This is a genomic window from Micromonospora sp. NPDC051300 (assembly GCF_044455315.1).
Lineage (GTDB): Bacteria > Actinomycetota > Actinomycetes > Mycobacteriales > Micromonosporaceae > Micromonospora > Micromonospora robiginosa.
Map to the genome: position 1 here is coordinate 46,198 of NZ_JBITEP010000011.1, position 21,943 is coordinate 68,140.

At 75.5% G+C, this 21,943-nt stretch carries 18 protein-coding genes; 17 read left to right on the top strand and 1 reads right to left on the bottom strand.

Translation table 11 applies throughout. From position 1 onward, the window contains the following. Positions 1 to 9 precede the first annotated feature (9 nt). The 11 genes from rfbA to ACIA5A_RS14745 all read left to right on the top strand — a co-directional run bounded on the left by rfbA (position 10) and on the right by ACIA5A_RS14745 (position 12,257). Positions 10 to 897 carry a glucose-1-phosphate thymidylyltransferase RfbA gene (gene rfbA / locus ACIA5A_RS14695; RefSeq protein WP_396761363.1) on the top strand — a complete coding sequence of 296 codons (888 nt, stop codon included), beginning with the start codon at positions 10 to 12 and terminating at the stop codon, positions 895 to 897. Continuing rightward, complete coding sequence (locus ACIA5A_RS14700) at positions 894 to 1,496, top strand: dTDP-4-dehydrorhamnose 3,5-epimerase family protein (RefSeq protein WP_396761366.1); 603 nt, start codon at positions 894 to 896, stop codon at positions 1,494 to 1,496. Before rfbA ends, ACIA5A_RS14700 begins: the two co-directional genes overlap by 4 nt. Positions 1,497 to 1,603: 107 nt before the next feature. Then, the gene (locus tag ACIA5A_RS14705) at positions 1,604 to 2,740 is read left to right on the top strand and encodes a glycosyltransferase (protein ID WP_396761369.1); all 1,137 of its coding nucleotides are present in this window, start codon (positions 1,604 to 1,606) and stop codon (positions 2,738 to 2,740) included. A gap of 21 nt (positions 2,741 to 2,761) precedes the next feature. Further along, on the top strand, positions 2,762 to 3,622 hold the full coding sequence (locus ACIA5A_RS14710) for a glycosyltransferase (RefSeq protein WP_396761372.1): 861 nt from the start codon (positions 2,762 to 2,764) through the stop codon (positions 3,620 to 3,622). Next, a complete protein-coding gene (locus tag ACIA5A_RS14715; RefSeq protein WP_396761374.1) occupies positions 3,619 to 4,848 on the top strand; it encodes a hypothetical protein in 1,230 nt (409 codons plus the stop codon). Before ACIA5A_RS14710 ends, ACIA5A_RS14715 begins: the two co-directional genes overlap by 4 nt. Further along, positions 4,841 to 5,734 carry a glycosyltransferase family 2 protein gene (locus ACIA5A_RS14720; RefSeq protein ID WP_396761377.1) on the top strand — a complete coding sequence of 298 codons (894 nt, stop codon included), beginning with the start codon at positions 4,841 to 4,843 and terminating at the stop codon, positions 5,732 to 5,734. Before ACIA5A_RS14715 ends, ACIA5A_RS14720 begins: the two co-directional genes overlap by 8 nt. A 2-nt stretch (positions 5,735 to 5,736) precedes the next feature. Further along, positions 5,737 to 6,885: a glycosyltransferase family 4 protein gene (locus ACIA5A_RS14725; protein ID WP_396761380.1), complete on the top strand. Its 1,149-nt coding sequence runs from the start codon at positions 5,737 to 5,739 to the stop codon at positions 6,883 to 6,885. Next, positions 6,885 to 8,264 carry an O-antigen ligase family protein gene (locus ACIA5A_RS14730; RefSeq protein WP_396761383.1) on the top strand — a complete coding sequence of 460 codons (1,380 nt, stop codon included), beginning with the start codon at positions 6,885 to 6,887 and terminating at the stop codon, positions 8,262 to 8,264. The genes ACIA5A_RS14725 and ACIA5A_RS14730 overlap by 1 nt, the downstream gene beginning before the upstream one ends. Continuing rightward, complete coding sequence (locus ACIA5A_RS14735) at positions 8,261 to 9,667, top strand: hypothetical protein (protein WP_396761386.1); 1,407 nt, start codon at positions 8,261 to 8,263, stop codon at positions 9,665 to 9,667. The genes ACIA5A_RS14730 and ACIA5A_RS14735 overlap by 4 nt, the downstream gene beginning before the upstream one ends. A 48-nt stretch (positions 9,668 to 9,715) precedes the next feature. Beyond that, positions 9,716 to 11,005: a DUF1800 family protein gene (locus ACIA5A_RS14740; protein ID WP_396761389.1), complete on the top strand. Its 1,290-nt coding sequence runs from the start codon at positions 9,716 to 9,718 to the stop codon at positions 11,003 to 11,005. A gap of 1 nt (position 11,006) precedes the next feature. Continuing rightward, positions 11,007 to 12,257 (top strand): DUF1501 domain-containing protein, encoded by a 1,251-nt coding sequence (locus ACIA5A_RS14745; RefSeq protein WP_396761392.1) that lies wholly within the window; start codon positions 11,007 to 11,009, stop codon positions 12,255 to 12,257. 8 nt (positions 12,258 to 12,265) lie between these two features. Here the strand turns inward: ACIA5A_RS14745 and ACIA5A_RS14750 are convergent, their stop codons facing one another. Further along, positions 12,266 to 14,086, bottom strand: coding sequence for a trypsin-like peptidase domain-containing protein (locus tag ACIA5A_RS14750; RefSeq protein WP_396761395.1), 1,821 nt, complete (start codon positions 14,084 to 14,086; stop codon positions 12,266 to 12,268). 81 nt (positions 14,087 to 14,167) lie between these two features. On the opposite strand from ACIA5A_RS14750, the gene ACIA5A_RS14755 reads away from it, so the two are divergent. The 6 genes from ACIA5A_RS14755 to hutH are packed head-to-tail and all read left to right on the top strand — an operon-like array spanning position 14,168 to position 21,942. Beyond that, positions 14,168 to 15,010 carry a MurR/RpiR family transcriptional regulator gene (locus tag ACIA5A_RS14755; protein ID WP_396761398.1) on the top strand — a complete coding sequence of 281 codons (843 nt, stop codon included), beginning with the start codon at positions 14,168 to 14,170 and terminating at the stop codon, positions 15,008 to 15,010. Between the two features lie 12 nt (positions 15,011 to 15,022). Further along, positions 15,023 to 16,669 (top strand): urocanate hydratase, encoded by a 1,647-nt coding sequence (gene hutU, locus ACIA5A_RS14760; protein ID WP_396761401.1) that lies wholly within the window; start codon positions 15,023 to 15,025, stop codon positions 16,667 to 16,669. A gap of 11 nt (positions 16,670 to 16,680) precedes the next feature. Beyond that, positions 16,681 to 17,901, top strand: coding sequence for an allantoate amidohydrolase (locus tag ACIA5A_RS14765; protein ID WP_396761404.1), 1,221 nt, complete (start codon positions 16,681 to 16,683; stop codon positions 17,899 to 17,901). After that, positions 17,898 to 19,244 (top strand): formimidoylglutamate deiminase, encoded by a 1,347-nt coding sequence (locus ACIA5A_RS14770; RefSeq protein ID WP_396761771.1) that lies wholly within the window; start codon positions 17,898 to 17,900, stop codon positions 19,242 to 19,244. Before ACIA5A_RS14765 ends, ACIA5A_RS14770 begins: the two co-directional genes overlap by 4 nt. Beyond that, complete coding sequence (hutI, locus tag ACIA5A_RS14775) at positions 19,244 to 20,407, top strand: imidazolonepropionase (protein ID WP_396761774.1); 1,164 nt, start codon at positions 19,244 to 19,246, stop codon at positions 20,405 to 20,407. The genes ACIA5A_RS14770 and hutI overlap by 1 nt, the downstream gene beginning before the upstream one ends. After that, positions 20,404 to 21,942 carry a histidine ammonia-lyase gene (gene hutH, locus ACIA5A_RS14780; protein ID WP_396761407.1) on the top strand — a complete coding sequence of 513 codons (1,539 nt, stop codon included), beginning with the start codon at positions 20,404 to 20,406 and terminating at the stop codon, positions 21,940 to 21,942. The genes hutI and hutH overlap by 4 nt, the downstream gene beginning before the upstream one ends. Position 21,943 lies beyond the last annotated feature (1 nt).

A 21,943-nucleotide genomic window follows, 5' to 3' on the forward strand; every position in this document is an offset into this window, starting at 1 on the left:
TCTCCGCGGGTGCGTGGAATCCTTCTCGCCGGCGGGACCGGGACCCGGCTCTGGCCGATCACCCGGGCGGTCTCCAAGCAGCTCATGCCGGTGTTCGACAAGCCGATGGTCTACTACCCGCTCTCCACGCTGGTGATGGCCGGGGTGCACGAGATCCTGGTGGTCACCACGCCGGACGACCGCCCGCAGTTCGAGCGGCTGCTCGGCGACGGCGGCCAGTGGGGGCTGCGGCTGGCGTACGCCGAGCAGGCCCGCCCGGAGGGCATCGCGCAGGCGTTCGTGCTCGGTGCGGACTTCGTCGGCGACGACTCGGTGGCGCTGGTCCTCGGCGACAACATCTTCCACGGCGTCGGTCTCGGCCGGCAGTTGGCGCAGCACGGCGACCCGACCGGCGGCCGGGTGTTCGCCTATCCGGTCGCCAACCCGGGCGACTACGGCGTGGTCGAGTTCGACGCGGCCGGTCAGGTGATGTCGATCGAGGAGAAGCCGGCCCGGCCCCGGTCCCGGTACGCGGTTCCCGGTCTCTACTTCTACGACAACCGGGTGGTCGACATCGCCCGCAAGCTCACGCCCAGCGCGCGTGGCGAGCTGGAGATCACCGCGGTCAACGAGACGTACCGCGAGTGGGGCGAGCTGTCGGTGACCGTGCTGGACCGGGGCACCGCGTGGCTGGACACCGGCACGTTCGCCTCGATGATGCAGGCCGCCGAGTTCGTCCGGGTGATCGAGGAGCGGCAGGGCATGAAGATCGGCTGCGTCGAGGAGGTGGTCTGGCGGTCCGGGCTGATCGACGACGACCGGCTGCGCGCCCTGGCCGAGCCGCTGGTCCGCAGCGGCTACGGCAGCTACCTGCTCGGCCTGCTGGCGGACCGGTCGGCCGCCGGGGGCTGGTCGTGAAGGTCCGGCCGCTGGGCATCGAGGGGGCGTGGGAGATCACCCCGGTGCCGCACGGCGACCCGCGCGGGCTGTTCCTGGAGTGGTACCGGTTCGACCGGCTCGCCGAGGCGGTCGGGCACCCGCTGCGGCTGGCCCAGGGGAACCTCTCGGTCTCCGCGCGCGACGTGGTCCGCGGCATCCACTTCGCCGACGTGCCGCCCGGCCAGGCGAAGTACCTGACCTGCGTGCGGGGGGCGGTGCTGGACGTGGTGGTGGACGTGCGGACCGGCTCGCCGACGTTCGGCAGGTGGGAGGCGGTACGCCTGGACGACGTCGACAGGCGCGCCGTCTACCTGGCCGAGGGGCTGGGGCACGGCTTCTGCGCGCTGACCGACGACGCGACGTTGAGCTACCTCTGCTCCACCACGTACCGGCCGGCGGCCGAGCACACCGTGCACCCGCTCGACGCGGACCTCGCCATCGACTGGCCGACCGGCACGCCGCTGCTCTCCGCCCGGGACGCGGCGGCGCCGAGCCTGGCCGAGGCGCGGGCCGCGGGCCTGCTGCCCGACCACGACACCTGCCGGTCCTACGTGGACGGCCTGCGGCTCGCCCTCTGACCGCCGGCGGCATTTGTCCGGCGGGTTGGCGGCCACCGCGACCGACCCCATATCCTGCCTTCGCTCTCGGCCCGCCCGCCGGAAGCTGCCACGGGGAGGAAAGCACGATGTCCGGTCCGCCGCCCGCCGCGTCCACCCCGGCGACGGCGGCCCCGGTGCCCGCCCTCGGCGACGCGTCCGTGGCGCTGGTGCACGAGTGGTTCGGCGTCACCGGCGGCTCCGAGCAGGTGTTCCGCAGCATCGCCGAGCTGTTCCCCCGGGCGCAGCGGTTCGCCCTGTGGAAGGACGACGGGGTGGACGAGCCGGGCCTGCGCGAGTCGTGGCTGGCCCGCACCCCGATGCGGCGCCGCAAGGCGATGGCGCTGCCGCTGATGCCGGTGGTGTGGCGGACGCTGACCCGGGAACGCTTCGACGTGGTCATCTCGTCCAGCCACGCCTTCGCGCACACGGTCCGGCTGGGCCCGCCGGAGACCACCCGGCACCTGAGCTACGTGCACGCCCCGGCGCGCTACCTGTGGAACCCGGCGACCGACGGGCGCGGCGCGAGCCCGCTGCTCGCCCTGCCCCGGCGCGCGCTGCGCGGCGTCGACGTGCGGCTGAGCCGGCACGTGCACGCGTACGCGGCGAACTCGCGTGAGGTGCGCGACCGGATCCGGCGCCACTGGGGACGGGACGCCGTGGTGATCAACCCGCCGGTGCGGGTGGACTGGTTCGCGGGCGCGCCGGCCGCCGACCGGGCCCAGCCGCGCGACTACCTGCTCGGCGTCGGGCGCTGGATCCCGTACAAGCGGTTCGACCTAATCGTGGCCACCGCGGAGGCCGCCGGGCTGCCGCTCGTCGTCGCCGGCTCCGGCCCCGAGGAGGCCCACCTCCGCCGGCTCGCCGAGCGGGCCGCCGTGCCCGTCACGTTCGAGGTCGCGCCGAGTCAGGAGCGGCTGCGGCGGCTCTACTGGGGGGCGCGGGCGCTGCTCTTCCCGGTGCACGAGGACTTCGGCATCGTGCCGGTGGAGGCGCAGGCGTGCGGCACCCCGGTGATCGGGCTGCGCCGCGGCGGGCTGCGGGAGACCGTGATCGACGGGGAGACCGGGCTGCTCGTCGACTCCACCGACCCGCGTGACCACGCGGCGCTCACCCGACGCCTCGACGAGCTGCGGCCGGAACGCGTCCGGGCCCACGCGGCCACCTTCTCCGAGGCGTCGTTCGCCGCCGCCTTCGCCGCCTGGGTGACGGCAGCCGTTGCCTAGCCCGCACCGGGCGGCGGGCCGATGACCACCCTCGGCATCGCCGTCGTCGACTACCGCAGCGCGGCCGACTCCGCCGGCCTGGTCCGCTCGATCGTGGCCCACCACCACGACCCCGACCTGCGGGTGGCCGTCGCGCTCGTCGACAACGGCGACCGACGCGCCCCGCTGGAGGAGGTCGCCGACCTCGCCCGCCGGCACGGCCTGCTGGCGCGGGTGCTGCACGGGCACGGCAACGTCGGGTACGCCGCCGGCAACAACCTCGCCGCGCGGTGGCTGCGCGACGCCGGGGCCGACCTGATCTGGGTGCTCAACCCGGACGCCCGGATCACCGGCGGGTCGCTCGCCTCGGCGGCACGTCTCGGCGCGGGCGACGAGTGCGTGGTCGGCGCGACCGCGTACCGGGACGCCGGCGGGACGGTCCGGCCCGACCTGGGCGCGGTCGACCTGTGGACCGGCCGCAGCGGACGGTCGCCGAGGCCGCGTGCGCTGACCTACGTGGCCGGGCACTCCGTGCTGCTCACCCGGGCGGCGTTCGACCGCCTGGGCGGGTTCTGCGAGGAGTTCTTCCTGTTCTACGAGGAGGCCGACCTGGCGGTCCGGTGTGCCCGGCTCGGCGTACCGGTGCGGGTCGTCGCGGACCTGCTGGTGACGCACGCCGGCGGCGGCGCGACCGGCGCGACCACCGACCTGCGGGCCAAGTCGCTGCTGACCTGGTTCCACGCCAGTCGCAGTTGCGTGGTCTTCTTCCGGCGGCACTACCGCCGCCGCCTGCCGGTGGCGGTGGCGGCCCGGGCGCTCTACGCCGGCCGGGCCCTGCTGGCGGCCGGCCCGGCGGCGGCGGGCGCGGTGCTGCGCGGCACGGCGGCGGGGTTGCGGTCGTGATCGCGGCGATCCGGCGGGCGGTCGCCAGCGCCACCCTGATGTACGTCGTCGCGCTGGCCATGTCGGGCGTGGCCATTCTGCTCAGCATCGCGCTCCCGCCCGCCGAGCGGGGTCTGCTGGTGGCCACCACGGCGAGCGCCACGATCGCCGTGGCGGTCGGCGGGCTGTCGCTGGAGACGTTCCTGCTGGCGCAGGGGCGGCGCTGGCTCGACGAGCTGGCCGGGCGCCGCAGCCTGCTCGTCTACCTCGCCACCGTGCCGTTGACCGCCGCGCTGGCCTGGGTGTTCGCGCACTACTCCGAGGAGGCGAGGCCGGGTCTGGCGGTCCTCGGCGCGGCGTGCCTCGCGGCGAGCAACGTGCCGGCCGCCGCCGGGCTCACCCTCGGCGGCTTCCTCAGCGTCTACCGCTACCGGGCCGTGTTCGCCGCCGTCGCGCCGGCGCTGTACGCCGCGCTCATCCTCACCGGGGTGGACGACGCGGACCGCTGGCTGGTGGTGTGGCTCGGCTGCCAGACGCTGATGGCGGCGGCGTTCTGGGCGCGGCACGGCCGGCCGCTGGTCCGGCTGCTGCGGCGGGCCGCCCCGCCCCGGGAGCGGATCACCCGGTTGGGGCTCACCCACACCGGCGCGGTGGCCCAGGTCTTCACCTACCGCTTCGACCAGTTGGCGCTGGCCCGCCACCAGGGGCCGGACGTGCTGGCGGTCTATTCCCTTGCGGTCGCGGCGATCGAGTTCACCCAGGCCGGCGCCGTGGTCGCCGCGCAACGCACGCTCGGCGACCACGAGGACGGCTCCGACCGGCGGCTCGCCGGGCTGCTGCGCCGGGCGGTCTGGCTGTCCGCCGGGATGGGGGTGCTGGTCCTGGCCGGGCTCGCCGCGATCGGGGTGTTCGCCGACGGCTACACCGCCGCCCTGCTGATCGGGCTGATCCTGGTGCCGCGCAGCATCGCGGTGACCATCGGCAAGGTGCTCAGCGCCCGGCTGGTCAACCTCGGCGGCGAGCGGGCGACCGCGGTGATCGCGGTGGGTACCGCCGTGGCCGCGATCGTCGGCTACTCTCTCACCGCTCCCGTGTTCGGCGCCGTGGGCGTCGCCGCCGTGTCGGTGGCGCTCTTCGCGGCGCACAGCACGGTCACCGCCGTCACGCTGCGGAGCTGGCCCGCGCGGCAGGACGCGCCGGAACCCGCGCCCGCGGCCCGCAACAGTGAGGTTGGCAGCAGTGCCTGACACGGTCGTCGCGGTGATCCTCAACTGGAACTGCGCGGACGACACGCTGCGCTGCCTGCGGGCCGTGCTCGCCGGCAGCCTCGTGCCCGAGGTCGTGGTCGTGGACAACGGCTCCACCGACGACTCCGTCGCGAGGCTGGCCCACCTCGACGGGTCGGCCACCTTGCTGCCGCTCGACGACAACCTCGGCTACGCGGGCGGGATGAACGCCGGCATCCGGGCCGCCCGGGAACGCGGCGCCGACTGGGTCTGGCTGCTGAACGCCGACGCGGTGCCCCGGCCGGGCGCGCTGGCCGCGCTGCTGGCGCACCGGCAGCGGTTCACCGTGGCGACGTCGGTGCAGACCACCTCGGCGCGTCCGGACGACCCGGACCCGGAGCCGTACGTGGTCGCCGCCACGCTGCCGGGCGGCCGGGTCCGCCCGTTCGGCTGCGCGGGATGCGCCGAGGGCATGCACGAGGTGGACGTGGTCACCGGCGCGGCGCTGCTGCTGCGGGTGGCCGACGTGGTGCGGGTCGGGTTCTTCGACGAACGCTTCTTCCACTACAAGGAGGAATTCGACCTGGTCCGCCGGATCGCCGACGCGGGTGGGCGGATCGCCCTGGTCTGCGACTCCGAGGTCTGGCACAGGCGGGGCGGCAGCCTCGCCGGGTCCAGCCCGCGGGCGCGCTACTACTACCACCGCAACGAGATCCTGTACGTGCGCAAGCACTACCGCCGCCCGCTGCGGCGGCTGCTGCTCGGCGAGCCGATCCACTACCGGCGGGTGGCGACCGCGCTGCTGCGGCTGACCGGCGGGCGGGAGCGCCGGCTCGACTCGCGCGCGGTCCTCGTCGGCTACTGGGACGGCCTGCGGGGCGTCCACGGCGCCACCGAGAGGTTCTGAGGGTGCACCTGCTGTTCGTGAGCCACTCGGCGGAGCTGATGGGCGCGGAACGGTCGCTCGTCGCGCTGGTGCGCGAGGCGGCCCGGGTGCGCGGTCACCGGGTGACCGTCACGCTGCCGGCGTCCGGTCCGCTGGAGTCCGCGCTGACCGAGGCGGGCGCCGCCGTGACGGTCCTGCCGACCCGGCTCTGGATGGGCCGACGGCACCGGGGACCGGTCGGCGTGGTGCGGTCGGTGCAGGCGCTGGCCTCGGTGCCCCGCTACCGGCGGTTCCTGCGGCGGGCACGGCCCGACGTGGTGGTCACCAACTCGGCAGTGGTGCCGGCCGGCGCGTTCGCCGCCCGGCTGGCCGGCGTCCGGCACGTGTGGACGGTCCGGGAGAGCCTGCTGACCAACCCGAGCCTGCGCTCCGCGCTGCCCCGCCGGACGATCGCCCGGATCATCGCCGCCCGCTCGGACGGCGTCGTCGCCATCTCGCGCTACGTCGCCGATCAGGTGCTGGCTGCGGCGCCCGACGCCGGGCCGAAGCTGCGGATCGTCGCGCCCCCGGTGGAGCCGCGCGCGGCGCGTCCCCGGTCCGGCGGGCACGAGCCGGGCACGGCGGGGTTGGCACGGCTGGTGCTGCTCGGGCGGTTCACGCCGGAGAAGGGGCAGGCGGACGCCGTCGAGGCGCTCGGACGCTGCCTGCGGGCCGGACGCCCGCTGCGGCTGACGCTGGCCGGCGTCGGTGACCCGGCCGCCCAGCGGGCCGTCCGGGACCTCGCCGAGCGGCACGGCGTCGGTGACCTCGTCGACGTGCGGGAGTGGGTGGACGACCCGTACCCGCTCTACGCGGCGGCGGACGCGACCCTGATGCTGTCCCGCAACGAGGCCTTCGGCCGGGTGACGGTGGAGTCGCTGACGGCGGGCACGCCGGTGATCGGCTACCGGGCCGGCGCCACCACCGAACTCCTCGCCGACGGCGGCGGCGTGCTCGTGGCCCCGGATGCCGGGGAGCTGGCGCGCACCCTGCTGGGCCTGGCCGCGGACCCGGACGCCGTGGGCCGTCTCCGGTCCGCCGCCGCCCGGCGGGCCGGCGCGCTGGCCGCCGCCCCCTCGCCGGCGTCGCGCTTCCTGTCCTACCTGGAGGATCCACGGGTGGACGTCGAGTGATGCGGTCGCGGGAGTCGATCTGGTGGCCGGCCACGTCGGCGCTGGCGGTCGGCGTGCTCGCCGGTTGGCGGCCCCTGCTGGCCGGCGCGGTGGGCCTGGTCGCGGTGGCCGGCTGGGCGCTGCGGACCCCGGACCGGCTGAACCACGCGCTCTTCGCGGTGCTGTTCCTGGTGCCGGTCACGGTCCGGCTCGGCGGGTCGGGCAAGCCGGTGTGGATCGTGCTGCTCACCGCGACGACCCTCGCCCTGATCGGCCGGCTCCAGCGCCTGCGGCCGGACGAGCCGCTGGCGTCCGCCGGTACGGCCGCGTTCGTGCTGCCCGCCGCCGGGGTGCTCGCCGCGCTGGCGCACTGGAGCGGGCCGAAGGACCTGCTGTTCGCGCTCGCCCCGTTCGTCTGCTACGCCCTGATCACCTGGCACGTGGTGGCGGAGGCCCGGCGGGACCCGGCGGCGTTCGTCCGGCTGGCCCGGTTCCTCGCCTGGCTGGGCGTGCCGCTGGCGCTCCTCGCGATCTACCAGCGGGCCACCGGGGCATGGCCGGTCCTCGACGAGTTGGCGGTCAGCAACGCCTTCACCTCGTCGGCGGGCGCCGGCCGGTCCGTCGCCACGACCGGCCATCCGATCGTCTACGGCGCCTACTGCCTGATGTCGGTGTGCGTGGCGCTCACCCTGCGCGGCCGGGCCTGGCCGGTGCCGTTCGCCGCCGGCGTGGTCGGGCTGCTGCTCTCCGGCTCGCGCAGCGCCTGGATCGGGGTGGGATGCGCGGCGGTGGTCTGGTATCTCGCCCGCCGCCCGAGGCTGACCCGCCGGGGCGTCGCGGTCGCCGCGGCCACCGCCGCCGCCGCGGCCGCGCTGGCGCTGGCCGGGCCGGCCCCGGTGCGGGACACCGTCGACATGGTCCGCGCCCGGCTGACCGACGTCGGCGGGTCCAGCTCCGCGACGGCCCGCTACGGCCGGTACGAGGTGGCGTGGGACGCGCTCACCGACGGCGTCGACCGGCTGCTGTTCGGGCTCGGGCCGGAGGCGCACGTCCGCTTCTTCCAGCAGGTGGGCATCGGTGACCACCTGGCGCAGACGTTCGACAACAGCTTCCTCACCCTCTGGTACGACCTGGGGCTGCTGACGCTGCTGCCGTTCGTCGCCCTGCTGGTGGCGCTCGTCGTGCGGGCCCGGTCGCTGGCCGCCCGGCTGCTCGTGGTGGGGATGACGGCGCAGATCTTCTTCTTCGACTTCTATCTGTGGCCGTGTGCCGCGGCCGTGTTGATCCTGGCCGCCGGCCTGGCCGTCGTCGACCAGGGCGTCGACGCGGACCGCCCCCCGGCCCCGCCGGCCGGGGTGGGCGCCGGGTCGCCCGCCGCAGCAGGGAAGGACCACACGTGAGGCTCATCGGTGCATCCCGGCCGGTCGCCGGCTCGCCGGGCTCGGCGGCGCGCGCCGCCGGCGGCGTACCGGCCGTCGACCGGTCCCGGCTCGTCGCCCGCCGGTGGACCGAGCTGACCCCGGCGCAGGTGGCGCGGGCGGTACGCCGGTACCGGTGGACGGTGCTGGTCCTGGTGCTGCTCGGCGGCGTCGGCGGCGGGCTGGCCGCCGCGTCGCAGACCCCGGTCTACCGGGCCCAGGCGCGGCTGCTGTGCTCGCCGAACTTCCCGACAAACGACGTCGGGCGGCTCGACGTGGGCGGGAACTACATCCTGCAGCGGGTCCGGTCGTACACCGAGGTGGCCGACAGCACCGAGGTGGCCGCGGCGGTGACCGCGCGACTCGGCCTGTCCGACTCGCCGGAGGAGCTGTTGTCGCGGGTCAGCGTGACCAGCCGGGCCAGCACCGCCGTGCTGACCGTCGAGGTCGACGACGTCGACCCGGAGCGGGCCCGGGACGTCGCGAACGCCGTCGCCGAGGAGATCCCGGCGTACATCGCGCGGATCGAACGGCCGGCCGGCGTCGACAGGTCGCCGGTCAAGGTCACCGTCGTCCGCCCGGCGGTGGCCCCCGAGTCGCCGGACTCCCCCCGGCCGCTCACCGACGTCGGCCTGGGCCTGGTGGGTGGGCTGGTGGTGGCGGCGGTGACCGCGCTCGGGCGGTACGCGCGCGACCCGGCCGTCCGGGACCCCCGGCACGCCGCCGAGGTGGCGGACCTCGTCCTGCTGGCCGACGCCGGGCCGGTGGGCCCCACCCCGCTCACCCCCGACCGGGTGGCCGAGCGGGCGGACGAGCTGCGGCGGGTGCGGACGGACGTCCGGCTCCAGGCGGCCGGTGGACCGCTTACCGCGATCGCCGTGGTCGAGCCCACGGCCGGCGTCGGGGCGACGGTCGCCGCGGCCTACCTGGCGGTCGCGTTCGCCCAGGCCGGCGACCCGGTGGTGGTCGTCGACGCCGACCCCGGCCGCCCGTCGGCGCACGAGCTGTTCGGCATCGGCAACGACACCGGCGTGACGACGGTCCTCGACGGTGGGTCCCCGGCGCGTGACGCGCCGGTGCGGTGGACGCCGGACCTGCCGCTGCACGTCCTTCCCGCCGGGCCGGGCGGGTCCGGGCCGATCCCGCCGGACCGGCTCGCCGACCTGGTCGCGGAGCTGCGCCGCGACCGGACCCTGGTGGTCGTCGTGGGCCCGCCGCTGCTGTCGGACGCGGACACGCTGCGCCTGGTCGAGGCCACCGACGCCACGGTGGTCGCCGCCGTCCCCGGGTCGACGGACGCGGACTCGCTGGCGACCGCGGCGCGGGTGCTGCGGCAGGTGCCGGCGCGCCTGCTCGGCCTGGTCACGGTGGGCCGGTCCGGGTAGCCGGCAACGGGTTCCCGCCGCCGCCGGCCGCCACCTAGGCTGGTCCGAATGAGGGATGACGTCGCGATGCTGTTGCGGCGGGCGACCTTCGGCCCGACGGCGTCCGAAGTGGCGGCGGCCCGGCGGGCCGGATACGCGGCCACCGTCGCACGGTTGACCTCGCCGGTGGGGCCGGACCGGGGCGCCGCCGCCGCGCCGGTCCCGGACCTCGGCCGGGACCCGTTCGACGACCTGCCCGACCCGACAGTCGAGCAGCGCGCCGCCGCCGAGGCGACCCGCCGGCACCACACCGACACCATCATCAGGTGGTGGCTCGACCGGCTCACCGTCGCCGACCACCAGGCCACCGAGAAGCTGTTGTTCTTCTGGCACGGGCACTGGGCCACCTCGATCCGCAAGGTGGGCAGCCCGCAGTTCATGCTGGCGCAGCACCAGAAGATGCGCGTCGCGCCGGACGTCCGGGCGATGGCCCGTGCCCTCGTCTGCGATCCGGCGCTCGTCTACTGGCTGGACGGGCAGCTCAACACCAAGGACGCGCCGAACGAGAACCTGGCGCGCGAGCTGATGGAACTCTTCCTGCTGGGCATCGGCAACTACACCGAGCGCGACGTCAAGGAGGCGGGGCGGGCGCTGACCGGCTGGCGGACCGACCTCGGCGTACCGGCCACGGCGATCTTCTTCCCGGAGGACCACGACGCCCGGCCCAAGACGATCCTCGGCGCCACCGCCGCCTTCGACGCCTTCACCCTGGTCGGGCATCTGGTCAACCGGCCGGCGTGCGCCCGGTTCATCGCCGCCCGGCTGTGGTTCCGCTACGGCTCGTCGACCGAGCCGCTCGCCCGGTCGACCGAGCAGCGGATGGTGGCCGCCTTCCCGGTGGGCGCCCGGATGCTGCGGGCCCTGCTCTCCGACGACGAGTTCCGCTCGGGCCGGCACCGGCTGGTGAAACAGCCTGTCGAGTGGCTGGTCGGCGCGCTGCGACAGCTCGGCCTGCGGCCGGCGCGGCTCTCCGGGGAGACGCTGCACCAGCTCACCACCGGCCTGGGCGGGCTCGGGCAGGTGCCGTTCGCGCCGCAGAGCGTGGGCGGCTGGCCGGCCGGCACGGCCTGGCTCAGCTCGGCGGCGGCACAGATCCGGCTGGGCCTGGCCGACCTGCTCGCCGGGCTCGCGTACGCCGAGCGCGGCGACGACGTGGACCGCATGAACCCGGAGCGGCTGGCCGAGGTGCTCGCCGTGGACACCTGGACCAATCGCACCTACCTGGCCCTGAAGCGGGCCGGCAGCCCCCGCCAGCTCCTCACTCTCGGCCTGGTGAGCCCGGAATACCTGGTGAACTGAGATGGATCCCCTGACCCGGCGCAGGTTCCTGCTCGCCTCCACCGCGGCCGGCGGGGCCGCCGCGGTCGCGGCGGGCGGGATCGGGCTGGCCGAACTCCTGTCCACCGCGCGGGAGCGGGGGTCCGCACCGGACGACCGCACCGGCCGCCTGGTGGTGGTCACCCTCTACGGCGGCAACGACGGGCTCAACACCGTCGTGCCGTACGCGGACGCGGCGTACCACTCGGCCCGGCCGGAGCTGGCGTACGAACCGGAGCGGGTGCTGAGGCTGGACGACGCGCTCGGTCTCAACCCGGTCCTCACCGGACTGAAGCGCCTCTGGGACCGCGAGCAGGTGGGCATCGTGCTGGGCGTCGGCTATCCCCGGCCGGACCGCAGCCACTTCCGGTCGATGGACATCTGGCAGACCGCGTCGCCCGCGCAGCCGGTCGCGACCGGTTGGGTGGGCCGCTGGCTGGACGGCACCGGCGCTTCGGCCGAAGCGGCTGTGAGCTTCGAGCCGGTGCTGCCGCCGCTGCTGGTCGGCGAGCGGCGCTCCGGCGCCTGCGTGGCCATCGGTGGCCTGCGGTTGCCGCCCGGCGTCGACACCGGCATGGTGGCCGCGTTGGGCGAGGTGCAGGACGGCGAGTCCGAGTTGCAGGTGCGTGCCGCGCAGGCGTACCGGGATCTGCTGGACGTGGACTCGCTGGTCCGGCAGGCGGACCACCGTGAGGCGACCACGGACCCGGCCGACCGTCCGGTCGCCACCGCGACCGGCGGCGCGGTCTCGCTGGCCGCGCAGCTCGCGCTGGTGGCCCGGTGCGTGGAGGCGGGGGTGCCCACCCGGGTCTTCTCGGTGAGCCTGGGCGGGTTCGACACCCACGCCCAGGAGCGGGTCGGGCAGGAGGCGCTGCTCGGCCGGCTCGACGAGGCGTTGTCGTCGTTCGTCGACCGGCTGGGCCGCACGGCCGCCGGCCGGCGGGTGACGGTTGTCGTCTACAGCGAGTTCGGCCGCCGGGTCCGGGCCAACGCGTCCGACGGCACCGACCACGGCACGGCCGGTCCGGTGTTCGTGCTGGGTCCCCGGGTCGCGGGCGGGTTCCACGGCGAGCAGCCGAGCCTGACCGACCTCGACGCCGGCGATCTCAAGGCGACCACGGACTTCCGCGACGTCTTCGGCGCGCTGCTGGCGACCGTGCTGCACGCCGAGCCGTCCCGTTACCTGGGCGGCTACCTGCCGAAGCCGCTGTCGCTCCTGCGCGCCGACGGCTGAGGCCGGGCTCAGCCCCGGGCGCGGGAGCGGGCCGCCACCGCCAGGGCGACGAGCGTCACCAGCAGCGCCACGCCGAGCCCGACGAGCACGAACACGGCCCAGTTCGGGAACGTCTGCGCGCGGTCCGCGATGGCCTGCCGGTCGCCGGCGTTGCCGCGGTAGGTCTCGGCCACGTGGTTGGTGGGCGAGTCGGTCACCGTGGCGCCCAACTGCTTGATCGCGGCCGGGTACTGGCCGGCGAAGTAGGCGTCCAGCCCGCTGCGGTAGCGCTTGTCGACGGGGCCCAGCCCGGGGGTGACGCCGGCCTCGGCGAGCAGGGCGCCGAGCGTGGTCACCGGCACGACCACCCGGTTCGCCTTGGTGGCCGACGACTCGTCGTTGTCGAGCATGCCGACGACCCGGCCGCTCGTGTCGACAACCGGCCCGCCCCGGGAGTGGCTGCCGACGTCGTCGCCGACCCGGAACACCGACACCGGTCCCTGGCTGCCCCAGGCGGTCACGGTCACCTGCTTGGCGGCGACGGTGTAGGTGGCGGTGCGGGGGTCCTTCTCGCTCGTGGCGTAGCCGATCGACAGCAGCGACGCACCCGGCTGGATCTCGGCCGTGGTGTTCAGCTCCGCGACGGGCAGGTGTTCGTCGGCGAGCTTGACCAGCGCGACGTTGCCGGCGGCGGCGTCCCACGTCCTGACGATCTCGCCGGGGATCGCCGGGGCCTCGGTGCGGCCGCCGCGGCTGACGTTGAGCTGCCCGAAGAGCCGGACCTGCGGCTCCGGCTGGGAGTCGACGCCGGTGAGCACCGTCGTGCGCAGGTTCGTCGCCACGTACGCGTCGAGCTTGCCGGGTTCGAGCTTCTTCTCCGCGATGAGCGTCTGGCCCAGCGCGTAGAGGGCGTTCTGCCGGGCGGTGTCGGCGGCCGGCCGGACGCAGAGGTTGTTGGTCAGCACGTGGCCGGCGGAGCTGACCACGAAGCCGCTGCACCGGCGGTTGAAGGTGATCGGCCCGGCCCGCAGCGGCGCCTTGGTCACCTTGTCGCGCAGGTAGCCGGTGAACACCACCTCCACGTAGACGACGGCGGGCGAGGCGATGGCGGTGGCCCGTTCCTCAAGTGTGTACGGGGGCGGCGGCGGGTCGGTGTCGGCGCTGCCGGCGAGGGCGACCACGCCGCCGGCGGCGACGAGGAGCACCACGGCCAGCGCCACCATCGCCCGGAGCGGGCCGCCGCGGCGCGGGCGCGGCTCGGAGGGCGCGATGCGGCGCTGCGGCGCGCTGAACGGGTCGACCGGGGGCGCGCTCACCGGCGGGGACGACACCTGGTGCGGCACCCCCGACGTCTGCTCCGGCGCGGGCGAGACCGGCTGCGGCGGCGCGGAGACCGGCTGCGGCCCGACCGGGGCGTGCATCGCCCACGGCAGGGGCGCGCCGGAGGTCGGGGTGGTGCCGGAGACCGGCATCGCCGAGACCGACTCGGGCAGGTCGGCGACCGGGCCGGCCTCGGGGATCAGGATGTCCGCCTCCGCCTCGGCGGGGTGCAGGTCCATGCCGAGGTTCTGGAACAGGCGCTGGCCGCCCATCCCCTCCTCGGCGGGGTAGGCGGCCCACGGTGTCGCGGCGGCGAGGTCGGCGTTGACGTAGCGCTGGCCGCCCGGGGTCAGCGCCATCGCGTTGGCGGCGTTGGCGAAGGCCTCCCGCCACGGTGGGTCGGCCGCCGCGGCGCCCGCCAGCACGGCCACCGTGACCAACCGGTCCTGCCCGTCGATGGCCCACCACACCTTGCCCACCTGGCAGACGCCGATCACCTCGGTGAACCTGTACGGACCAACCGGTTGCATCGTCCCACTCCTCTGCTCACCCGCCGTGCGGATAGTACAGAGCGCTTGCGCGATGAAATTTTCTATGCATAGAGTTTCGCCATGAATGAAGGCAGCGCGGCCGGCGCCGATCGCCTGCTCGACCTGCTGCACGGCGTCCGGCTCACCCCCACCCAACGCCGGATCGCGCACTGCCTGGTCCGGCACAGCGGCGCGGTCGCCTATCTGTCCGCCGCCGAGGTGGCCGAGCTGGCCGGCGTGAGCCAGCCGTCGGTGACCCGCTTCGCCATGGCGCTCGGGCACGACGGCTACCCGGCGCTGCGCCGCCGGCTGCGGGAACTCACCACCGCCCCGGCCACCGAACCGACCGGGAACGCGCTGCAACGGGCCGTGCGCACCGAGATGGACAACCTGGACCGGCTCGCCGGGCAGCTCGCCGACGCCGACCGGATCGCCGCTGTCGGCCGGCTGCTCGCCGCCACCCGCCCACTGCCGGTGCTCGGGTTGCGCGCCGCGGCGCCGCTGGCCGCCTACTTCGCGTACTTCGCCGCGAAGGTGCACCCCGACGTGCGCGTCCTCGACCACGGCGGCAGCATGCTCGCCGACCGCCTCGACCAGTCGGTCGCGGCCGGCGCCACCGCGCTGCTCGCGTTCGTGCTGCCGCGCTACCCGCGCGAGACGCTCGACGCGCTGCGCGAGGCCCGCGACGCCGGGCTGACCGTCGTGGCGATCACCGACTCGCCGGTGAGCCCGGCCACCGAGCACGCCGAGGTGGTGCTCCCCGCCGCCGTCGGCACCGACCTGGTCTTCGACCTGCACACCGCACCGATGACGCTGGCCATGGTGGTGCTGCAGGCGATCTGCGACGCCGCCCCGGCCGAGACCCAGACCCGGCTCGAGGCGTTCGAGTCGTCCGCCGCCCGCCGCCAGTTGTTCCTCGGCTGAGAGGAGTACGAGATGCACCAGCCCGTCCGCGCCGCCCGCGGCACCGTACGCACCGCGAAGGGGTGGCCGCAGGAGGCCGCGCTGCGGATGCTGATGAACAATCTCGACCCGGAGGTGGCCGAGCGTCCCGAGGACCTGGTGGTGTACGGCGGCACCGGGAGGGCGGCCCGGGACTGGCCGTCCTACCACGCGCTGGTGCGCACGCTCACCGAGCTGCGCGACGACGAGACCATGCTGGTGCAGTCCGGCCGGCCGGTCGGCGTGATGCGCACCCACGAGTGGGCGCCCCGGGTGCTGCTGGCCAACTCCAACCTGGTCGGCGACTGGGCCACCTGGCCGGAGTTCCGCCGGCTGGAGTCGCTGGGCCTGACCATGTACGGGCAGATGACCGCCGGCTCCTGGATCTACATCGGCACCCAGGGCATCCTCCAGGGCACCTACGAGACGTTCGCGGCGGTGGCCGAGAAGCGGTTCGGCGGCACGCTGGCCGGGACCCTCACCCTCACCGCCGGCTGCGGCGGGATGGGCGGGGCGCAGCCGCTGGCGGTCACCATGAACGGCGGCGCCTGCCTGATCGTGGACGTGGACCGGGCCCGGCTGGAGCGGCGGGCGCACGACCGCTACCTGGACGAGATCGCCGACTCGCTGGACGACGCGATCGAGCGGGCGCTGGCCGCGAAGCGGGACCGCCGGGCGCTCAGTGTCGGCGTGGTCGGCAACGCCGCCACCGTCTTCCCCGAGCTGCTGGCGCGCGGCGTCGAGATCGACGTCGTGACCGACCAGACGAGCGCGCACGACCCGCTGTCCTACCTGCCCGAGGGGGTGGAGCCGGCCGACGCCCGGGACTACGCGGCGGCCAAGCCGGCCGAGTTCACCGACCGGGCGCGGGCGTCGATGGCGAAGCACGTCGAGGCGATGGTCGGCTTCCTCGACGCGGGCGCGGAGGTCTTCGACTACGGCAACTCGATCCGGGGCGAGGCGAAGCTCGGCGGGTACGAGCGGGCGTTCGACTTCCCCGGCTTCGTGCCGGCGTACATCCGGCCGCTGTTCTGCGAGGGCAGGGGCCCGTTCCGGTGGGCGGCGCTCTCCGGCGACCCGAAGGACATCGCCGCCACCGACCGGGCGATCCTCGACCTGTTCCCGGAGAACGAGTCGCTGGCCCGGTGGATCCGGATGGCCGGCGAGCGGGTCGCGTTCCAGGGCCTGCCGGCGCGGATCTGCTGGCTCGGCTACGGCGAGCGCGACCGGGCGGGCGTCCGGTTCAACGAGATGGTGGCATCCGGCGAGCTGAGCGCGCCGGTGGTGATCGGCCGCGACCACCTGGACTGCGGCAGCGTGGCCAGCCCCTACCGGGAGACCGAGGCGATGGCCGACGGCTCCGACGCGATCGCCGACTGGCCGCTGCTCAACGCGCTCGTCAACACCGCCAGCGGCGCGTCCTGGGTGTCCATCCACCACGGCGGTGGGGTCGGCATCGGCCGGTCCATCCACGCCGGCCAGGTCTGCGTCGCCGACGGCACCGCGCTCGCCGGGCAGAAGATCGAGCGGGTGCTCACCAACGACCCGGCGATGGGCGTGATCCGGCACGTCGACGCCGGCTACGACGACGCCCGCGAGGTCGCGGAGCGCACCGGCGTCCGCGTCCCGATGGCAGAGTAAGGAGGGGCCCCTTGTTAACGCATTCGGTAGAGGAAGGGCCCCTTCCTAACCGGTTCCGGGAGCTGTGGGCGGAGATCGCCGACGTCGGGCGGGACGCCGGCAGCGGCGGCTACCTCCGGTACGCGCTGACCGAGCCCGAGCTGCGGCTGCGGGAGTGGTTCCGCGGCCAGGCCGACGCCCGCGGCATGCCCGTGTCCGAGGACGGCAACGGCAACCTGTTCGCCTGGTGGGGCGACCCGGCGGCCGGCGAGGCGGTGCTCACCGGCAGCCACTTCGACTCCGTGCCGCACGGCGGCGCCTACGACGGGCCGCTCGGCATCGTCAGCGCGTTGCTCGCCGTGGACGAGCTACGGGCCACCGGCGTCACCCCGGCCCGGCCGGTGGTGGTGGCCGCGTTCGTCGAGGAGGAGGGCGCGCGGTTCGGCGTACCCTGCCTGGGGTCGCGGCTGCTCACCGGCGAGATCGACGTCGACCGCGCGGCCGGGCTGCGCGACCAGGCCGGGACGACCTTCGCCGAGGCGCTCGGCGGGCGGCCGGCGGGCGCCGACCCGACGCTGCTCGGCCGCTTCGCGGCCTTCGTGGAGCTGCACGTCGAGCAGGGGCGGGTGCTCGCCGACGGCGACGCGCCGGTCGCGGTGGCGTCCGCCATCTGGCCGCACGGCCGGTGGCGGTTCGACTTCACCGGCGAGGGCAACCACGCCGGTACGACACGGATGGCCGACCGGCGCGACCCGATGCTCACCTACGCGTTCACCGTGCTCGCGGCGAACAAGGAGGCCCGGCTGCGCGACGCGCACGCCACGGTGGGCCGGGTGTCGGTCGAGCCGAACGCCACGAACGCGATCCCGTCCCGGGTCACCGGCTGGCTGGACGCGCGGGCGGCCGAGGCGGACACGCTGCACGGCCTGGTCGAGGCGGTACGCGCCAAGGCCACCGACCGCGCCGGCCGCGACGGCACCGGGCTGACCTGCACGCAGGAGTCCGCGACGCCGCTCGTCGCGTTCGACGGCGGGCTGGCCGAACGGCTGGCCGCGCTGCTCGACGCGCCGGTGCTGCCGACCGGCGCCGGGCACGACGCCGGGGTGCTGGCCGCGCACCTGCCCACCGCGATGCTGTTCGTGCGCAACCCGACCGGGGTGTCGCACTCGCCTGCCGAGTCCGCCACCGACGCCGACTGCGCGGCCGGGGTGACCGCCCTGGCCCGGGTGCTGGAGGAACTGGCATGCAGGTGACCCGCTGGCTGGCCGAGTACGCCTGGCTGCCCGAGCACGCCGAACCGACCCCGGACGTGCTGATCGAGGCGACGGATGGGCGGTTCACCGCGGTCACGCCGCTGACCGGCGGCGGTCCGCCGGCCGCCGGGGTGACAGTGGACGCCGTCCGGCTGCCCGGCCTGACGCTGCCCGGCCTGGCCAACGCCCATTCGCACGCGTTCCACCGGGCACTGCGCGGGCGCACCCACGCCGGGCGGGGTGACTTCTGGTCCTGGCGGGACCCGATGTACGCGGTGGCCGCCCGCCTCGACCCCGACTCCTACCTGGCGCTCGCCCGCGCCGCGTACGCGGAGATGGCGCTCGCCGGGATCACCGTCGTGGGCGAGTTCCACTACCTGCACCACGGTCCCGGCGGCACCGGCTACGACGACCCGAACGTGATGTCCGCCGCGCTGGTGGAGGCCGCCGCGCACGCCGGGATCCGGCTCACCCTGCTGGACGCCGCCTACCTGACCGCAGGCGTCGACGGCGCGGAGCTGACCGGCCCGCAGCGCCGCTTCGGCGACGGCGACGCGCTGCGCTGGGCGCAGCGGGTGGACGCGTTCCGCCCGGCCGACCCGCACGTGCGGCTCGGCGCGGCGATCCACTCGGTGCGCGCGGTGCCGGCCGGGCAGCTCGCCACCGTGGCCGGCTGGGCCGACCGGAACGGGCTGCCGCTGCACGTGCACGTCTCCGAGCAGCCGGCCGAGAACGACGCCTGCCGGGCCGTGCACGGCCGCACCCCGACCCGGCTGCTGGCCGACCACGGCGTGCTCGGCCGGCACACCACAGCCGTGCACGCCACCCACCCGACCGCCGCCGACGTGGCGCTGCTCGGCGACAGCCGTACCGGCGTCTGCCTCTGCCCCACCACGGAACGGGACCTGGCCGACGGGATCGGCCCGGCCCGGCGGCTCGCCGAGGCGGGCAGCCCGCTCAGCCTGGGCAGCGACAGCCACGCGGTGGTGGACCTGTTCGAGGAGGCCCGCGCGGTGGAGCTGGACGAGCGGCTGCGGACCCGCAGGCGGGGGCACTTCGACGCCGCCGAGCTGTTCGCCGCCGCGACAGTCACCGGGCACGCCGCGCTGGGCTGGGGCGACGCCGGCCGGCTCGCCGTCGGCGAGCGGGCCGACCTGGTGACGGTACGACTGGACAGCGCCCGCACCGCGGGTGTCCCACCGGTCGGCGCGTTCTTCGCGGCCACCGCCGCCGACGTGACGCGGGTGGTGGTGGACGGCCGGACCGTGGTGGCCGACGGTCGGCACCTCACGGTGGACGTCCCGACGGAGTTGCGGGACTCGATCGCGGCGGTCACCTCGTGATCGGCAGCCTGCTCGTCGACAACATCGGTGAGCTGGTCACCAACGACGGCCGGGGCGGCGACCCGCTGGGCCTGCGACGCGACGCCGCCGTGCTGGTCGAGGACGGGCAGGTGGCCTGGGTGGGGCCGGCCCGCTACGCGCCGGCCGCCGACCGGCGGATCGACGTCGGCGGCGCGGCGGTGCTGCCCGGCTTCGTGGACAGCCACGCCCACCTGGTCTTCGCCGGCGACCGGGCCGCCGAGTTCGCCGCCCGGATGGCCGGCGAGCCCTACACCGGCGGCGGCATCCGCACCACGGTGGGCGCCACCCGCGCCGCCTCCGACGACGAGCTGCGCGCCACCGTGGGCCGGCTGCGCGCGGAGATGCTGCGGCAGGGCACCACCACCGTCGAGATCAAGAGCGGGTACGGCCTCACCGTCGCCGACGAGGCCCGCTCGCTGCGGATCGCCGCCGAGTTCACCGAGGACACCACGTTCCTCGGCGCGCACGTGGTCCCCGCCGAGTACGCCGACCGCCCGGACGACTACGTGGGCCTGGTCTGCGGCCCGATGCTGGCCGCCGCCGCGCCCTACGCCCGCTGGATCGACGTGTTCTGCGAACGCGGCGCGTTCGACGTGGACCACGCGCGGGCCATCCTCGCCTGCGGGCAGGCGGTCGGGCTGGGCGTGCGGCTGCACGCCAACCAGCTCGGCCCCGGGCCGGGCGTCCGGCTTGCGGTGGAACTCGGCGCGGCAAGCGTCGACCACTGCACCCACCTGTCCGACGCCGACGTGGACGCGCTCGCCGGCTCGGAGACCGTGGCCACGCTGCTGCCCGGGGCCGAGTTCTCCACCCGGTCGCCCTACCCGGACGCCCGCCGGCTGCTCGACGCGGGCGTCACCGTGGCGCTGGCCACCGACTGCAACCCCGGCTCGTCGTACACCACGTCGATGCCGTTCTGCGTCGCGCTCGCCGTACGCGAGATGCGGATGACCCCGGCGGAGGCGGTGTGGGCCGCGACCGCCGGTGGGGCGGCGGCGCTGCGCCGCGCCGACGTCGGCCGGCTGACCCCCGGGTCCCGGGCCGACCTGGTCGTCCTCGACGCGCCGACCCACCTGCACCTGGCCTACCGGCCGGGTGTCCCGCTGATCCGCCAGGTTCTGCACAACGGAGTGCCGCGATGACCACCGTCACCATCCTGTCCACCGGGGTCACCCCCGCCGACGTGCTCGCGGTCGCCCGCGGCACCGCCAAGGTCGTGCTCGACCCGGCCGCCACCGAGGCGATGGCGACCAGCCGGTCCATCGTGGACGGCATCGAGGCCGCCGGCCGCCCGGTCTACGGCGTCTCCACCGGCTTCGGGGCGCTCGCCAACACGTTCGTCGCCCCGGAGCGCCGGGCCGAGTTGCAGCACGCGCTGATCCGCTCGCACGCGGCCGGGGTGGGCGCCCCGATGCCCCGCGAGGTGGTACGCGCCATGATGCTGCTGCGGGTGCGCTCGCTCGCGCTCGGCCGCTCCGGCGTCCGCCCGCTGGTCGCCGAGGCGCTCGTCGACCTGCTCAACCACGAGATCACCCCCTGGGTGCCGGAACACGGCTCACTCGGCGCGTCCGGCGACCTGGCGCCGCTGGCGCACTGCGCGCTGGTGCTGCTCGGCGAGGGCTGGGTGCTCGGCCCGGCCGGCGACCGGATCCCCGCCGCCGACGCGCTGCGCCGGGTCGGGCTCAGCCCGGTCGAGCTGGCCGCCAAGGAAGGGCTGGCGCTGATCAACGGCACCGACGGCATGCTCGGCATGCTGCTGCTCGCGGTGGCCGACGCCCGGCACCTGTTCGCCATGGCCGACGTGACCGCCGCGCTGGCCATCGAGGCGATGCTCGGCTCGGAGCGGCCGTTCCTGCCCGAACTGCACGCCATCCGCCCGCACCCCGGGCAGGCCACCTCGGCCGCGAACATCCACCGGCTGCTCCAGGGCTCGGCCGTGATGGACTCGCACCGCGACGACCTGGCGCACGCCGTGCAGGACGCGTACTCGATGCGCTGCGCGCCGCAGGTGGCCGGCGCGGCCCGGGACACGCTCGACTTCGTCGAGGTGGTGGCCGGCCGGGAACTGCTGTCCGTGGTGGACAATCCGGTGGTGCTGCCGGACGGCCGGGTCGAGTCGACGGGCAACTTCCACGGCGCGCCGCTCGGCTTCGCCGCCGACTACCTGGCCATCGCCGCGTCCGAGGTGGGCGCGATCGCGGAACGCCGGGTGGACCGGCTGCTCGACGTCACCCGCAACCGGGACCTGCCGGCCTTCCTCTCCCCCGACGCCGGCGTCAACTCCGGGCTGATGATCGCCCAGTACACCGCCGCCGGCATCGTCGCGGAGAACCGCCGGCTGGCCGCGCCCGCCTCGGTCGACTCGCTGCCCACCAGCGGCATGCAGGAGGACCACGTCTCGATGGGCTGGGCGGCCACCAAGAAGCTGCGCACCGTGCTGGACAACCTGACCAGCCTGCTCGCGGTGGAACTGCTGGCCGCCGTACGCGGACTTCAGCTCCGCGCGCCGCTGGAGCCGTCCCCGGCGGGCCGGGCGGCACTCGACGCGCTCGGCCCGACGATCGGCGAGCCGGGGCCGGACGTGTTCCTCGCCCCGCTGATGGACGCGGCGCGCGCCGTCGTTGGCGGCCCCGAGCTGCGGGCCGCCGTCGAGCGGAAGATCGGCCCGCTGGGCTGAT